This is a genomic window from bacterium (assembly GCA_030247525.1).
GTDB lineage: Bacteria > Electryoneota > JAOADG01 > JAOADG01 > JAOADG01 > JAOTSC01.
The window spans coordinates 13,688-29,882 of sequence record JAOTSC010000004.1 but is presented as its reverse complement, the minus strand read 5'-3'; the positions used below and the strand labels follow the sequence as shown (position 1 = coordinate 29,882).

Sequence of the window (16,195 nt, the reverse complement as noted above, 5' to 3'; positions counted from 1 at the left end):
ACGGAATCCTGCGGTTTTTAATCAAGTCGTATCACCCCTATCTTTCGATTGATGTTATCCTTTATCACACCGAACGAGCAGGAATTGCTCCAACGTATTGCAGCCCTCGCCGAGCGCGAAGGAATGCCGCTCCGGGTTGTTGGTGGTTTCGTACGCGACCGTTTGCTGCAAGCGGCGAATCGGTTGCCGGTTCCCCCGAAACCGGAAATGGATTTTGTTACAACCGGTGACGCGTTAAAACTCGCTGAATTGGTTGCAACCATTTTCCCTCATGCCAGACACTATCAGTATGGACATTTCGGTACGGCGCGGGTCGATTGGAAAGAGTGGATGTTTGAATTTGCTACCGCTCGGACCGAGTCGTACCAATCCGACAGCCGGAATCCAGATGTGGTGGCTTCGACGTTTGAAGAAGACGCTGCCCGCCGTGATTTCACGGTAAACGCATTAGCGTGGGGTGTAAACGGCGCTGAAAATGGTGTTTTGTTCGACCCCTTTGGCGGTGTCCGCGATTTGGAGCAAGGGATTCTACGGACACCACTCGATCCCGGAAAAACCTTCTCCGATGATCCCTTGCGGATGATGCGGGCAGCGCGCTTTGTCGCCAAGTTAAACTTTTCTATCGATCCGGTTACGGAAAACGGCATCACCGAAAACGCAGCTCGGATTGAAATAGTCCATGTTGAGCGGATAGCTGATGAACTATTGCAGACCTTGGCGGCTCCGTTTCCCCATCTTGGTATCGATGTCCTTTTCCGCACTGGTGTACTAACGTACATTTTACCGGAGATTGTTGAGTTACACGGCGTTGATCAGCGGGGAAAACATAGCCACAAGGATGTGTACACCCACACATTGCAAGTGCTGGAAAACGCTTCGACATTGTCGAATGATATTGCAGTTCGGTTGAGTGCGCTCTTTCACGACATCGCCAAACCACAGACGAAAAAATTCCTACCGGAAATCGGTTGGACATTTTATGGTCATGAGGTCTTAGGTGTACGATCGATCAACCGAGTGTTTCGCCGGTTGCGGTTGTCGAATTTGTTAGCGAAACGAGTGGGAAAAATCACCCGGTTACATATGCGGCCGGTACGGTTAGCACAAGAGGGCGTGACCGACAGTGCTATCCGGCGACTTAGGGTGGAAGCCGGCGAAGAGCTGGAAGCGCTGTTACAGCTTTGTCGTGCTGATATCACGAGCGCGAATCCGAAGCGGGTCGAAAAGTACTTAAAGAATTATCAAACGATGTTGCAACGTCTTGATTTGGTCGAGAAGCGCGATCATTTATCTTCTTTTCAATCGCCGGTGCGTGGTGAGGAAATCGCGGAACTGTGCGGAATTCCGTTTGGCCCGCGGATTGGCATGATCAAGACGGCAATCGAAGAAGCAATTCTCGACGGTGTGATTCCCAATGAGTACGAACCAGCGAAAGTGTGGTTACTCGAAAACCGGGAACGATTGCTAAGCGAACCGGAACAACGCATCAGAAAAAAGTCGCTCGAGCAACTCGACGAGAAACAAGTGGAACGTCTTCTACAAGCGGTAAAGGAGAGTCATGAGCAATCCGAATCCAATGAATGAACAAGAACCATTCGTAACTCCGGAACCGGAACAACCGATTTCGGATCAACAATCACAACCGGATTATCTTACCATCGCCCAGCCGTTACCCGGTCTGGTCACGGTTGCTGGTTGGGTGTTTAGCGACCCCTACAAAGTGGGGGAAACGGTAAAGCGAAAATCGAATTGGTGGTTTCCCTTCGTCATCGGCGCAGTGATTATGGTGATCACTCAGCTTATCATCTGGCCGCAGATGTCGCAGATGATCGAGAAGAAGACGCGCGCCTCTTTTGCCAAGCAAGAATCACAAATGTCTGTCGATCAGCAGGAACGTGCTATCGAGATGGCACTATCCGCATCGCGCGTTTCGACCCCTTTGTTTGCAGCGCTCGGTATTCCAATAATGGGAGCATTCTCTGCGTTGGTTTGGATGCTAATCGGAAATTTAATCATGGGAGGCTCGGCGAAATTTTCCCATCTTTTTGCCGCAACGATTTGGGTGAATCTCATCTCGGTGTCGGGTTCGGTTATCCGGCTGCCAATGCAGATTCTTCGCGACACATTTGAAATTCCGCTGGGTCCTGCGGCATTGTTGCCGGAAGGGAGTGAAGGATTCCTTCATACAATTCTTTCTGGACTCGATATTATTTACATCTGGCAAGTCGTAGCAACAGGAATCGTTACCGCAGCAATCTATGGTTGGTCGAAGAATAAAGGTATTTCGGTATCGGTAGGAATCTTTGCCATATTCTTATTGATCGGCGCAGGCTTTAGCGAGATGTGAATAACGTGATTCCAAGCAAGATCATAGGTATGTTTGTCGTCTAATCGATGCAACGGGGCGTTCCAGTTACGCCCCGTTTGTTAATCTTGTGACAGTGATTCATTGTCATATCAGCGACATCGTATCACCAGAGGACTGCAACCTTTCAAACATCGAGTTACTCCAACATGTTGAACCAAGCGAATGGCATTCCTTCGCTGAATCGGGAAATATGAATTCTATGAAACGCCACACACACACACAACGATTTATGAAATTGTTTATCGTTATCGCGGCAATAGCAGCGATGAGCGTAACCGTTAGCATCGCCGCGCCACGCTACGACCGGGAGACCCCCCAGACGTATGAAGACTTGTTCAAACAAGCGTTGGAAACAAGTCCAACCTATCGCTCAACTTGGGAAGAACAGATTTTAGCGAAGTATACTCTGTATCGTGCTTATGGCGATTTCTTACCTGGTATCACTTTGAGCAGTCGATACTCAGTGAACAAAAATTATAGCCCAACTTCCACCACCAGTGGTTCCAGTGGATACGGAGTTTCGTTATCCCTGCCGATCTGGGAAGGGGGAGCGCGATATTACACCTTGGATAATGCACGGCTTGCCGTGAAGGCGTCACCGATTATTCTTACGCAATCACAGCAGCAGTTATCATACAACCTCCGGTTGGCGATAAATACGTCGATTGCGAGTTCCGAATTAGTACGTGCAGCTCGCAGTGCTATCGCATTACGGAAAGAATTGTTGCGGTTAGCAGAAACCAAGTATGCCTTGGGTGCTACCACCGAAATCGATGTGTTATCGACTCGAATTCAAGTCGGAACTGCCGAGAATACCCTTCTGCAAGCAATTCAAGACTCGACGATTTACCGTGAAAAAATCAATCAGATCATCGGTGTCGCGTTGACCAGCCGTTATCCTCTTGCAGAGCCGCAGGAAGAATCGATATCCAATACGGGGGTTGATTCTTTGGTGAATCGAGCATTAAGCAGTTCCCCTACTAGCATTCTTGCTAAACTGAATTATATGAATTCGTTGAACAACAAGAAGATTTCCGATGCCACCTGGTGGCCGACACTGTCGCTTTCTGCTGGTTACGATTACTCCGAAACCGGGGCAAATAGCAAAGATTGGACAATAGCTCCTGAAGGCAAATCATCCTCGGTTGGCATCAGTTTGAACTATCCGCTGTTCACCGGTTTTCAACGCGCTGAGACCCGCGAACGTTCAAAAGTTGAACTCAAACAATCGAAGTGGACCCAAAACAAAACCTACGAAGATTTAGAACAGTCAGTGCGTGAAAATCACTCGAAGTATGTCCGGGCTAAAGCGCAAATCGTAATAGCGGAAGCCAATCTCGATTTGGCGAAACGCCAGCGGGACATGGAACAGGAACGTTATCGAGTCGGTTCCTCGACGTTGTTGAATGTACAAAATGCACAGACAGCGGAGCTCGACTCGGAAATTGAATTAGTAAAACGAAAGTTGGAAGCGCGTACTGCGAAAGCGCTGCTCGAGTATTCGGTCGGCAGCTCTCTTACGCGGTAGGAGGGGTTACGAACAAGAAGAAACTCATCTGGATTATTGCCGGTGTCGTCCTGCTTGGTGCTGCGATTGGTGCAAACTTTTACCGCCAACGCGATAAAGGAACCGAAGTAAAGTGGGCAGTGGCAAAGCAAGGCACCTTAGTGGAAACGGTGTCAGGCAGCGGGCGCGTACAAAGCGAACTCGGTGTCAAAGTGTCAGCGCAAGTCGCAGGCAAAATCATTCGCTTACATGCAAAAGAAGGCGACCGGGTTACTCGTGGTCAATTCCTTGCTCAATTGGATCGGGAAACGTATCAAGCACAAGTCGATCGCGCCACATCCAATTTAAGCAGCGCTAAAGCGAATTACGCCAAGACCATCGCCGATGTAAAGCGATTGCGCGAGTTAGCATCGAAACAATTGGTGAGCGCCAGTGAGCTCGAAGCCGCCGAAGCTACGCTATTGCAAACGACCAGCGCCGTTGAGCAAGGTGCTGCCGCTCTAAAAGAAGTGAACGATATGATGTCGAAAACGACCATTTCCGCTCCAGTGGATGGCGTTATTACCGACGTTCGCAAAAAAGAGGGTGAGCTAACACTTGGTGCTCAATTCCAGGAAGATGTCATTCTTGTAATCAGCGATTTGGGAAAAATGACTGTCGAATGCGATATCGACGAAAACGATGTCGTGAAGATATCGATTGGCGATAGTGCGCGAGTTTTGGTCGATGCCTTTCCCGATTCGATTATCATCGGTCATGTAACTGAGATAGCGCATACTGCAAAGGTTTCTGGATTTGGTACGCAGGATCAAGTCACCAATTTCCTCGTGAAAATCCGGCTGGATAACACACTGCCGCAATTGCGTCCCGGTATGAGTGCCACCGTCGATATCGTTACTGAAGTCGTCGATGATGCGGTGATGGTGCCGATTCAATCGATCACAGTTCGGCAGGAATCACTCGAGAAGACCGAAATCGAAATGCCAAGCGATGTGAGTTCACAGGCACAAAAACGATTATCTGACCGCTTGAAGCGCGAAAAACTACCAGAAGTTGTCTTCCGTTACGAAAAGGGGAAAGCAAAGAAAGTACCGGTGTTGACAGGCATTGCCTCAAATCTGGACATTCAAGTACGCAGTGGGGTAAGTATCGGCGACACCATTGTTACCGGCCCATACCGGATGGTATCTCGCGATCTGAAAGAGAACGATCAAGTAAAGCTCGAAGACCCGAAGAAGAAAGAGGAAGAGCGCAAAAAGCGGATGAAAGAAAGGAAGTAGTGGATGATTATCGATATCCACGGAATGACAAAACGATACATGATGGGCGATACGAACGTCGACGCCTTGCGCGGAGTTGATCTCGGAATCGAACAAGGTGAGTATGTTGCGATTATGGGTCCATCCGGTTCGGGTAAATCGACTTTGATGAACATGATAGGCTGTCTCGATACACCGACCGATGGAACATACTTTTTGGATGGCATTGATGTATCGCGGATGACCGACGATGAGTTAGCTGCAGTCCGCAACCGGAAAATCGGTTTTGTGTTTCAGACGTTTAATCTACTTGCCCGTGCCGATGCCCTGCATAATGTCGAACTGCCTCTTATCTATGCTGGAGTAAGTGCCGAGGAACGCAAACGCCGAGCTACGGAAATGCTGGAACGGGTTGGTTTAGCAGACCGGATGCATCACCGCCCCAATGAGCTATCCGGCGGTCAACGGCAGCGTGTTGCGATTGCCCGGGCACTCATCAACAATCCAGCAATTTTGCTTGCCGATGAGCCGACCGGTAACCTTGATTCCAAGACTGGTGATGAAATCATGGCGTTGTTCGATCAACTCTATGCTGCTGGCAATACAATCATATTAGTGACGCACGAAGAGACCATCGCTGAGTATGCAAGGCGGATCGTCCGGTTATTCGATGGGAAGGTGAGTAGCGACGAACCGAGTCCGCAAAAACGGAGTATTATTGCAGTAGCATAGCAACCTTACAAAAGTTATTGTTTATTGTATGCAACAAAGTTTAACATGAAGAAACTTGACCCTTATCTATTCCTGTTACGCGAGAGCTGGATTGCAGCGCTCCGGGCATTGCGTGCAAATAAAACCCGCACGATGCTTGCGACTACGGGAGTCATCATGGGGGTCGCCACCGTCTGTACGATGCTTGCCATCATTCAAGGTTTGAACAAAGCATTTGCCACTCAGTTCAATATGCTTGGAATCGGGACACTCTATATCCAGAAATGGCCATGGGTTGTCATGGATGACTGGTGGGTCTTCATGAACCGGAAAGAGATTAAGTACGAGAACTACCAATTCCTACGCGACAATTCTGAGTTAGCCGAAGCTGTTACCGGGATGACCGGGTTTACGAATAGTGTAAAAGGGCGCGGAATCACCCTTTCCGGTGTGACAATTTTTGGGGTCGATGAAAAGTACCTCGATACTCGCGGTGGTGAAATGGAGTCCGGACGCTTCTTTACCGCAGAAGATGTAACCAATGCAAGGAACTTTGCCGTTATTGGACAAGATGTTGCAGATGAGATTTACGGAATGTTCGATCCGATAGGCAGAGAAATAAAAATCGGCAACATTCCGTTCACTGTCGTAGGACTACTGACAAAGCAAGGTAAATCGTTTGGTCAATCCCTCGATAAACTCGTGATTATACCCTATTTCTGCGCGACAAAATTCACCCGACGACACCCGGATATTACAATTATTGCCAAAGCTTATGATGCCGGTGGCATGGATGAGTTAGAGAGTGAAGTGTTAGGACTCATGCGAGTCACCCGTCGCCTAAAACCGCAACAAGACAACGACTTCTCGATCAACCGGCAGAATGCGCTCGACCAATTCTATAAAAGTGTTACCGGTGGTGTTTACATGGCGGGCATTCTCATTGCAGGTATCTCTTTGTTAGTGGGTGGCATCGGTATTATGAATATCATGTTGGTATCGGTAACAGAGCGTACCAATGAAATCGGAATGCGAAAAGCGCTCGGTGCAAAGCGTGGCTACATATTGACACAATTCCTGATGGAATCGGCGGTGCTTTGCGCGATTGGTGGTGTGATCGGATTAGCACTCTCATTTGGCATTGCAGAATTAATCAAGAACTCCCTTCCTGCCACGGTTCCGGTTTGGTTGGCGATTGGTTCGATTGTTTTCTCTGCATTCATTGGCATTCTTTTTGGCTTGTATCCCGCAGCGCGGGCATCGCGGCTTAACCCGATTGAAGCGTTACGTTACGAAGGATAAAGGCATTCATCAATGATCATCCGGGAAACCATTACAATGTCGCTTACTACGATCTGGTCGCATAAAATGCGATCGGGTTTGACATTGCTCGGAGTCGTGATTGGCGTTGCGGCAATCATTGGGATGATGGCGATTATCACCGGATTGCAAAAGAAAATCGATGAAGAACTCAGTGGATTATCGGCAGGTGTTTTTCAGATTCAGCGCTTCGACAACAATGTCGGATTCTCTCATCAGCACCGCGACCGCACCCGCCCCCCCATCAAGTGGGACTATATCCGGTACTTGCAGGATTTACCGAGTGTTGGTTCCGTTGGTGCGGAAGCCTGGCAATGGGGGCAGGTGATTGTCACTTCTCTTATTCAAACGAATCCGAATGTAACAGTTGCTGGCGGAACGAGTGAGTTCGCCTTAAACAACGGTTATACCATCGAGAAGGGTCGATTTTTTACCGAGAGTGAAGTAAACAGTAAACAAGCAGTAGCAGTATTAGGCAGCAAACTCGCCGACAAACTATTCTCTAATCGTGAACCAGTCGGTCAATGGCTCCGTATCCGTGGAAGACCATTTCAAATCATCGGTGTGTTTACCGAGAAAGCGGAAATGTTTGATGGCGGTGATAAAAACTTCTTCGTCTCGATTCCGCTTAGTGCCTATGAGAACATCTTTGGACTTGAGCGTGGGGTGTTCATCACAGTGAGTTCACGTACACCAGCGATGATGGATGAGGCGATGGAGGAGTCGCGGATTTTGTTGCGGTCGATACGCCACCTAAAACCGCAGGAACCCGATAACTTTGCGATCTGGAACAATCAACAAATCCTCGATACTTTCAATAATTTCACGAAATGGATCAAAGCTGCCGCGATGGGAATTGTTGCCGTGTCACTCTTGGTTGCCGGTATCGGGATTATGAATATTATGTTGGTATCGGTAACCGAACGAACGCGGGAGATCGGCGTCCGGAAAGCGTTGGGAAGTCGTCGTCGCGACATTCTCTTTCAGTTTCTCGTCGAAGCGGTTGTATTATCTGAAATCGGCGCGTTATTTGGCATGCTGTTAGGAATCGGCGGACCACTCATTTTGAGTGCCGCAGTCAAGTTCCCCGTCGGTTTTCCGGTATGGACGATTGTCCTCGCACTCATCTTCTGTAGTTTTGTTGGTGTCATCTTTGGCATCTGGCCGGCGATGAAAGCCTCCCGCCTCGATCCCATCGAAGCGTTGCGCTACGAGTAGTAACGCGACTTATATCTACGGTTGCAAATCCGTGCTCAGTTTTTGCAAAACAAACTTAGCTACTGCTTTGTCAGGTACGCTTTTCATCACTTCTGCTATGATTTCTGGTGAAAATGCTTCATCCTGTAGCCGAGCCCGATATGAGTAGGCATGAAAGAAATCGCGCGCCTTCTCACTGACAAACCGTTTCGCTAAAATCTGGAACGCTTCGCTCTCAGCCCTTCTTACCTCGACGAATTCTTGTTGGCGTTGTTTGCTTCGCGCAACCACCACATCCGCTTGCACCATTGCGCAGAGATCGCGATATCGTACCCGTGGTGAGTGTTTCGTAATTGTTATCTCCATGCCGGCTTTCGCGATCCGCTTCCGCTCCTCGTCGTGAGTTAAGTAATACTCCGCTTTTTCAACGAGCTCATCCCAATTCCGATAGCCATACGTTACCAAATGAACGCCATCCTGAAAGAAGTCGAGTAAACCGTTATCGATTTTTTCGGTGATGAGCATCGCGCCACTGCTCATAGCTTCGAAGTGCCGGAAATTCAAATCGTTTTGTAGTGTCTGGTTGATGACGATTTTTGCCCGGGCGTACGGTTCCCGCCAATCCCCTTGCAGTACTTGCAGCGGCAGCCGTTTCTCTATTGCCTGAAACATGGCTTCCCGATCTGGAGTAGTTTGCGGGTTCCGGGTACCGACAAAAGCGATCGGAATCGTCCGGACATACTCCGGTGGTGGGTCGTTTCTGCCCCATAATGGATAAGGCTCAATGAACGATTTTGGAGCCATCGTCCGCATATTCGGTATGTAATCGACTTCGGCAACCAATACGACGTCCCATGCATTTGACCAAACCGAAAACCAATCGTAATGACAGTGGGGGTCAATACACACAAAAGCGGTCGGACATGGCGCTTGCTCCAAGCCATAGAAACCAGGCGCATTGCTATAATCGCCGAACACGATGGCATCGGGTACAAAACCTTTTTCACGCTTAATCTCGTCAAGCAATGCCGGTAAATACCGCAACCCGCCCTCATAACTACGGCAAGGTTCTTCGATCCATTCGTCGCCGGCTTCCCGCATCTCATGCCGAAAGTAATTCAGTCCAAGTACTAACCACTTCATGGAACCACTCCCAATTGCGTTGTCGTTTTCCGAAAATACCGTTGCTTGGGAAGCTTTGCTAATGCTTTCACTTAGGTTGACAGTTTCGGTATATTTTCGATATGAACGACCCAACCGGCCACAAACTATCGGAACGCGTCAAAGAGCTATCGGCATTGCACCGGACGGCAAGACTGATACAGGATGAGGAACTTTCCTGCGAGGAGCTGCTGCAGAAGGTCTTGGCGCTGTTACCCCCGGCGTGGCAATATCCTGAAGTCACGGAAGCCCGGATTCATATCCTTGGCTACGATTTCTCGACATCGAATTATCGGCCGACGGAATGGATGCAAACCGCTCCGATCCGATTAAAGAATGGGGAGGAAGGGACTATCTCGGTCATCTACCGGGAACCGCGTCCCAACGAAGCCGAAGGGCCGTTTTTGGTGGAAGAACGCGACTTAATCGATTCGCTTGCCGAAATGCTGCGCTCTTATTTTCATCATCGGCTTGCCGACCAAGCGCTCCACGAATCCCATGAAAATTTGGAGCGATTGGTTGCAAATCGCACCGCCGCCTTGCGTCACGAAATCGAAGAACATCGTCGCACCCAAGAAAAAATCGAGCAGCATCAAGATCAGTTACGGCGGATGGCAACCGAACTATCGCTTGCCGAAGCCCGCGAACGCCGGGCAATCGCGGCTGAGCTTCATGATCACATCGGACAGGAATTTGCTTTTTTGAAAATGCGAATCCAGCAGTTGAAAGGGGATGCGATTTTCAGCGGGTTCGATGAGAATCTCTCGGAAATTGTTACCCTGATTGACCGGGCGATTCAGTTTACCCGCAAATTGACGTTTGAGATTAGTACTCCGATTCTTTATGAGTTAGGTTTTGTTGCCGCTTTGCAGTGGTTGGCGGAGAGCACCTTCTTGAAACACCGGCTGCCAGTCCGGGTAATCGTGAAGGGAACGGAGCCTTCGCTCGCCGAGCCAATTCGAATCACCCTCTTCAAAGCGGTACAGGAGCTGATAACCAACGTCATCAAACACGCCAAAGCGCGGGCGGTACGCATCGAAGTTGCAACCATTGCGGACAAGGTAATTGTAACGGTTTCCGACGACGGTTGCGGATTTGTTGTACCGGATGAGCAACGGAGCGATTCCGAAATCACCAGTTTTGGACTATTCAGTATTCGGGAGCGGTTGCGCAGTTTAGGAGGTTCGGTTACCATCCAATCGGAACCGGGAGCTGGAACGGTTGTCACATTATCGATAACAAAGCAGGAGCAGGTATGACGCCGATTCGCGTACTCATCGCCGACGATCATCGGTTGTTTAGCGCCGGATTAAAACAGATTCTTGAGAGTTCGCAAACGGTTGCAGTGATAGGACTGGCGGTTACCGGGCTGGAAGCGATTCAAATGACGCGTGACTTGAAACCGGATGTGATCCTAATGGATATCTCGATGCCTGAAATTAACGGAATCGAAGCGGTTCGGCGGATTATCGAGGGGCAACCGGATGCGCAAATCGCAATGCTATCGATGCACTCCGACCGCCGTTATGTCGTGGAGGCGATGCGGGCGGGGGCGCGGGGATACCTCCTGAAAGATTCATCTCCCGACGAATTGCTAACCGCGATCAAATCGATTAAAAACGGACAGGTGTTTCTTGCTACCAAAATCGCCGAAATGATCTTAAAAGAATATCTCCAAAAAGACCCTGATATCGCTTCTAGTACCGCGTTCGATGTCCTCAGCCCCCGCGAACGGGAAGTACTCCAATTGCTCGCCGAAGGAAAATCGACCAAGAAAATCTCGGAGCTTCTGTTCCTGAGTGCGAAGACAATCGAAACCCACCGAATGCACATCATGGACAAATTAAATCTCTACTCCGTAGCCGAACTCACCCGCTACGCCATCCGCGAAGGGCTTTCACCGCTCGATTAAATCTAAGTAAGATTAGGTTTCTTGTCTTCGTGAGGAATTCTGCGCATGTGAAGTAGCGCAGAATCACGAACACAAATGAATCTTTAAAGAGTTTCGTAATGCAGTGTAGGATTGTGCAAAGCACATCCGAAGCGGAATGACGCGGCGATCTAACAAAGAGTACTTACATCGAACAATGAGATTGCCACGTCACTTCGGTCGCACAATGTTGCAACCAGCGTTCCTCGCAAAGACAAGAAAAAAATAAATCAATTGTATCTACATTTATCAAAAAAACGACTTTCCTCAGCATTTCCCCCACGAAAATCAGGAATCTCCCGATACCGCCGCTTTCTACCTTATGGTAAATTATTCACGTTATTCTCCCCCTTTCCGTCTAACCCGCCATAGGAGTTGTTTATGGGTACTTTCGATACCGGGAATACCGGATTCATGTTAGTGGCAACGAGTTTGGTCATGTTGATGACCCCCGGTCTGGCGTTTTTCTACGGCGGTCTCGTCGGACGTAAAAACGTATTGACCATCATGATTCAAAGTTTTGTTTCGATGGGCGTCACCACCATTATTTGGTGGGCGTTCGGCTATTCGCTTTGCTTTAGCGGCGGCGAAGGCGGAGTGATTGGCAACCTCGACAAAGCATTCATGATGGGTGTAACCCTGAATACGGTTTCACCTTATGGCACCGGGAACATCCCCGAGTTTGTCTTCATGGCTTATCAAATGATGTTCGCCATCATAACACCGGCACTCATCACCGGTGCATTTTCCAACCGGATTCGCTTTGGCGCATATCTAATGTTTCTGGTCGGTTGGTTAGTGTTGGTATACTTCCCGTTCGTTCACATGGTGTGGGGCAACGGTTTGTTAGCGAAACTTGGCGTACTTGATTTCGCTGGCGGTATCGTCGTTCACAACATCGCCGGCATGGCGGCATTAGCTTCGGTGCTCTACGTCGGACGCCGTCGCGTTGGCGACGCGGTTCCCCACAGTATTCCTCTTGTCGCACTCGGTACCGGTTTGCTTTGGTTTGGTTGGTATGGATTCAACGCGGGCAGTGAGTTAAAAGTCGACGCTGTGACCGGTCTTGCCTTTTTGAATACTGACATTGCCGCTTCGTTTGCCGGACCGACTTGGATGTTGCTTGCTTGGATTATCGAACGGAAACCGAAGTTCCTTGGATTACTGACTGGCGCAGTCGCCGGCTTAGCAACGATTACGCCCTGTGCCGGGTATGTTACCCCAACCAGCGCCGCTATCATCGGTATCCTCGCCGGAACCGTTTGTTACTTCGCAGTAAGTCTCAAGAATAAGCTGCAGTGGGACGATGCGCTTGATGTCTGGGGCGTCCACGGAGTCGGTGGTATGATTGGTATCATCTTGCTCGGTATCATGGCAGATAAATCGGTGAATGCCGCCGGTGCCGATGGATTATTACTCGGTAACACTTCGTTCTTTATGGCGCAGTTGATGGCAGTCGTGGTTTCATCGATTTACGCTTTTGGTTTTACCTACCTGATGTTAGTTGTTATCAATAAGATTACCCGTGTCCGAACGTCCGAAAACGAAGAAGAAAAAGGTCTTGACGAATCGTTACACGGTGAAATCGCATACGAATAGGAGGCAACGTGTCGTTACGCATTTTTATTATACTATTAGTGGTTTGCGCATTGACGCTAACCGCATTTGCTACGGCTACTACTCACATTTGGGGACCCTCGACGGATGTGCAAGGATTTAAAGTCATGCACATCACGAGTGATATGTATCTCCCCACGCAACTGGATGCTCCGAACAATACTGCCGGTACCAGATTACCGCCAATAACCAATCTCGGTCTTACAATGGGTGTACTTCCATTTGAAAAGATGCAAATGGAAGTTGGCTTCGATCATAAGTCAGGATTCGGTAATGTCGATAAGTATCCGATGTACTTCAATGCAAAGATTGGCATTCCGGAAAAGGCGTTTCATCAATTCTCACCAGCGATTGCGGTTGGTATGTTCGATTTGGGAACCAAGGCGGATGTTACTGATTACAATACTGGTTACGGGAAACTTGCCTGGACATTAGCATCAGCAGGAAGAATCTCTGTTGGTTACTTCAGTGGCAACGAGAAATTACTGCTGGATAGTAAAGGTGAGAAAGATAATGCTGGAGTTATGGCAGCATGGGAACGTACTGTTTTTGAAAAGGGATGGGTTTGTGTGGAGTATATGGGAACCAAGAGTGCTTACGGAACGCTGAACCTTGGTTTTGCATGGAAATTCGCCGATAATGTCTCCGTTCTGGTTGGCTATGATATCATGAATGACAAGGATTTGGCAGGGGTGGAAGACTGTATCACGATTCAGACTGACATTGATTTTCCAATCATGAGCCCATCAAAGTAATAATCCTCCTTTCATACTAAGCCGATACCGGGAGTTTTTCGTAAGCTCCCGGTATTCTATTGGTTACAGTAATAACCCCATACAATACTGAGAACGTTGCCTGCGTGATGGAAATCAATTACATTCTTTTCAGAAACAGGAGCATAACCAGTGTTTTTTAATGAACGCATCCAATCGCTGAATCGGGAGCGCGGCTTTCTTTGCCTTGGTTTAGATCCCGATCCGGAGAAACTGCCTCATGGTCTATCAGGGATCAATGGACTCTATACATTTTGTTCTGAAATTGTTGCTGCATGTGCTGATTCGGTGGTAGCTATCAAACCAAATCTTGCCTTCTTTGAACAATTTGGTTTCGAAGGATGGCAAGTACTCGCCCGATTGCGCGAACAAAAACCGGAGCACGTACTTTGGATACTGGATGCAAAACGGGGAGATATCGGTAACACTTCCAAGAGCTATGCCCGAGCATTGTTCGATAACTTGGGAGCTGATGCAATCACCGTTAGCCCATACCTCGGCGCTGATTCGGTACAACCGTTTCTCACGAATCCGGAAAAGGGAGTTTTCCTCCTTGCGCTAACTTCCAATCCCGGTTCAAACGACTTTCAATATTATGGCGAACCACCACTTTGGCAGACTGTCATAAAAAAGAGTTCGACGTGGGATACTCAGAATTTGGGCTATGTCATTGGGGCGACCCGGATTGAACAACTTTCTCAAGCTCGGGAATTGGCAGGCACCCGTCCTTTCTTGATTCCCGGCATTGGCGCTCAAGGAGGTTCGTTGGAGGCGGCAATCGGTGATGGACTTGGTAATGGAAAATTCCCGGGTGTGATTAATATCTCACGTGCAATTTTATATGTATCAAATTCTTCGGACTTTGCCGAGAAAGCAGCCGAAGCAGCACAAGACTGGAATCGAAAAATAGCACATGTTATCACGACTACTCGGTAAATCGGAACCAACTAAAATCGCATTCCCAAAGGTGTGGGATCGATTGGAGTTACGTCCGCTGGAATGGCAGGGCGGCCCATCAGTTACTGTCCGGGTATCGGAGATTCGTGTCAGCGAAAATAAACGTCCAGTGATTATTGTTTCGGCACCCGATGTTCGAGCGTTAGGACCATTTGGGTTGAATCGAAAACTAACGATACGGTATTGGTTGCCAGCAGGCATGGTTGAAGCCCAGACATGGGTTCTCGAAGCCGACGACGATGCGAAAGTCCGGTTGTGGACGTTATCGGAACCTGAGAAAGCCCGCATCGTACAACGTCGTGAAATCAACCGGGTTCCAGTATTCATCCCCATCGAGCTGGATGTTGTTCAGGAAGCGAATGGGGAGCGACGGATTGCGACCTACAACGGCTCAGTGATGGACTTGAATACGCAAGGCGCATTGATTATGGTACGCGCCGATACGACTCCAATTCTCTCAGTAAAGACGAAAGTGTACTTACGCTTTTCCTTACCGGATATCGGGCCATTGGGGGAAATCACCGCATCGGTAACCCGTTTACAAAAGGATCGGGTCATGCGCAACATTCAAACTCGCTTCTCGGTTAGGTTCCAAAAAATGGCACGGGCAGTACCCCATGAGATTACCAAGTATTGTGCGGAGCGCGAAAAATTTCTCGTCAATCGGGAGCGACTCTAAGTAAAGTATCAATATCGAGTGTTTTCGAGAGGGTCAGTTAATGGCCCTTTTTCTTTGAGAAAATCTTGCTTACTCGTCGATTTGTCCGGTACTATCCCGAGTTGTACTTTATAACCTTCCAACAAAGGTGTATAACATGCTAACACAAGACGAAGCCGTTGCCCTCCTTGAAAAATCGGGAGCATTGCTAACGGGACATTTCATACTAACCAGCGGTTTACATAGTGACCGTTATGTCGAAAAGTTCCGGTTACTGGAACGTCCGGAGTATTGTTCACAATTTGCTGCATCGATGGCTGAACGTTTCCACGACGCCAAACCAACGGTAGTGGTCGGCCCGGCAATGGGTGGGATTATCCTTGCTTACGAAGTCGCCCGGGCATTGAATGTCCGCATGGCGTTTCCGGAACGGGTCGATGGTAAGTTTTCCTTCCGCCGTGGCTTCGAGTTTTCGGAGAGCGACCGGATTCTTGCCGTTGAAGACATTGTGACTACCGGCGGCTCGATAGCCGAAGTACTCGAAACGCTGAATGCCCTGCCCGGTAATGTGGTCGGACTTGGTTTGATTTGTGACCGTAGCGGCGGAAAAGTGAACTTCCCGGTCGATACCTATGCGGTTTGTACGTTAAACATTCAAGCGTGGAAAGCCGACAATTTGCCACAACATTTAGTCAACACCCAAGCGATTAAGCCCGGTTCTCGTAATCTTCAATAGT

Annotated in this window: 15 protein-coding genes; 14 read left to right on the top strand and 1 reads right to left on the bottom strand. The window is 48.8% G+C overall.

The genetic code is table 11. The features are described from left to right. Positions 1-51: 51 nt before the first annotated feature. From OEM52_00975 to OEM52_00945, 7 genes are all read left to right on the top strand, one after another. On the top strand, positions 52-1,584 hold the full coding sequence (locus OEM52_00975; GenBank protein ID MDK9698709.1) for a CCA tRNA nucleotidyltransferase: 1,533 nt from the start codon (positions 52-54) through the stop codon (positions 1,582-1,584). Further along, on the top strand, positions 1,559-2,347 hold the full coding sequence (locus OEM52_00970; GenBank protein MDK9698708.1) for a YIP1 family protein: 789 nt from the start codon (positions 1,559-1,561) through the stop codon (positions 2,345-2,347). The genes OEM52_00975 and OEM52_00970 overlap by 26 nt, the downstream gene beginning before the upstream one ends. Positions 2,348-2,567: 220 nt before the next feature. After that, complete coding sequence (locus OEM52_00965; GenBank protein ID MDK9698707.1) at positions 2,568-3,896, top strand: TolC family protein; 1,329 nt, start codon at positions 2,568-2,570, stop codon at positions 3,894-3,896. A 119-nt stretch (positions 3,897-4,015) separates the two neighbouring features. Beyond that, entirely contained in the window at positions 4,016-5,155 is a 1,140-nt protein-coding gene (locus OEM52_00960; protein ID MDK9698706.1) for an efflux RND transporter periplasmic adaptor subunit, read from the top strand. A 24-nt stretch (positions 5,156-5,179) separates the two neighbouring features. After that, on the top strand, positions 5,180-5,866 hold the full coding sequence (locus tag OEM52_00955; GenBank protein ID MDK9698705.1) for an ABC transporter ATP-binding protein: 687 nt from the start codon (positions 5,180-5,182) through the stop codon (positions 5,864-5,866). Between the two features lie 45 nt (positions 5,867-5,911). Beyond that, on the top strand, positions 5,912-7,147 hold the full coding sequence (locus OEM52_00950; GenBank protein MDK9698704.1) for an ABC transporter permease: 1,236 nt from the start codon (positions 5,912-5,914) through the stop codon (positions 7,145-7,147). Positions 7,148-7,183: 36 nt separating this feature from the next. Further along, entirely contained in the window at positions 7,184-8,383 is a 1,200-nt protein-coding gene (locus tag OEM52_00945; protein MDK9698703.1) for an ABC transporter permease, read from the top strand. A 15-nt stretch (positions 8,384-8,398) separates the two neighbouring features. Here OEM52_00945 and OEM52_00940 read toward each other — a convergent pair whose 3' ends face one another. Further along, positions 8,399-9,505, bottom strand: a complete 1,107-nt coding sequence (locus OEM52_00940) for a glycosyltransferase (protein ID MDK9698702.1) — start codon at positions 9,503-9,505, stop codon at positions 8,399-8,401. A gap of 101 nt (positions 9,506-9,606) precedes the next feature. Here OEM52_00940 and OEM52_00935 point away from each other — a divergent pair, with 101 nt between their 5' ends. The 7 genes from OEM52_00935 (at position 9,607) to pyrE (ending at position 16,194) form a co-directional block, all read left to right on the top strand. Continuing rightward, complete coding sequence (locus tag OEM52_00935) at positions 9,607-10,782, top strand: sensor histidine kinase (GenBank protein ID MDK9698701.1); 1,176 nt, start codon at positions 9,607-9,609, stop codon at positions 10,780-10,782. Beyond that, positions 10,779-11,435: a response regulator transcription factor gene (locus OEM52_00930; GenBank protein MDK9698700.1), complete on the top strand. Its 657-nt coding sequence runs from the start codon at positions 10,779-10,781 to the stop codon at positions 11,433-11,435. Before OEM52_00935 ends, OEM52_00930 begins: the two co-directional genes overlap by 4 nt. Positions 11,436-11,834: 399 nt before the next feature. Then, positions 11,835-13,052 carry an ammonium transporter gene (locus OEM52_00925; GenBank protein MDK9698699.1) on the top strand — a complete coding sequence of 406 codons (1,218 nt, stop codon included), beginning with the start codon at positions 11,835-11,837 and terminating at the stop codon, positions 13,050-13,052. 8 nt (positions 13,053-13,060) lie between these two features. Continuing rightward, positions 13,061-13,825, top strand: coding sequence for a hypothetical protein (locus tag OEM52_00920; GenBank protein ID MDK9698698.1), 765 nt, complete (start codon positions 13,061-13,063; stop codon positions 13,823-13,825). Between the two features lie 150 nt (positions 13,826-13,975). Continuing rightward, entirely contained in the window at positions 13,976-14,779 is an 804-nt protein-coding gene (gene pyrF / locus OEM52_00915) for an orotidine-5'-phosphate decarboxylase (GenBank protein MDK9698697.1), read from the top strand. Next, positions 14,757-15,479: a PilZ domain-containing protein gene (locus tag OEM52_00910; GenBank protein ID MDK9698696.1), complete on the top strand. Its 723-nt coding sequence runs from the start codon at positions 14,757-14,759 to the stop codon at positions 15,477-15,479. Before pyrF ends, OEM52_00910 begins: the two co-directional genes overlap by 23 nt. A gap of 136 nt (positions 15,480-15,615) precedes the next feature. Further along, on the top strand, positions 15,616-16,194 hold the full coding sequence (gene pyrE, locus OEM52_00905) for an orotate phosphoribosyltransferase (protein ID MDK9698695.1): 579 nt from the start codon (positions 15,616-15,618) through the stop codon (positions 16,192-16,194). Position 16,195 lies beyond the last annotated feature (1 nt).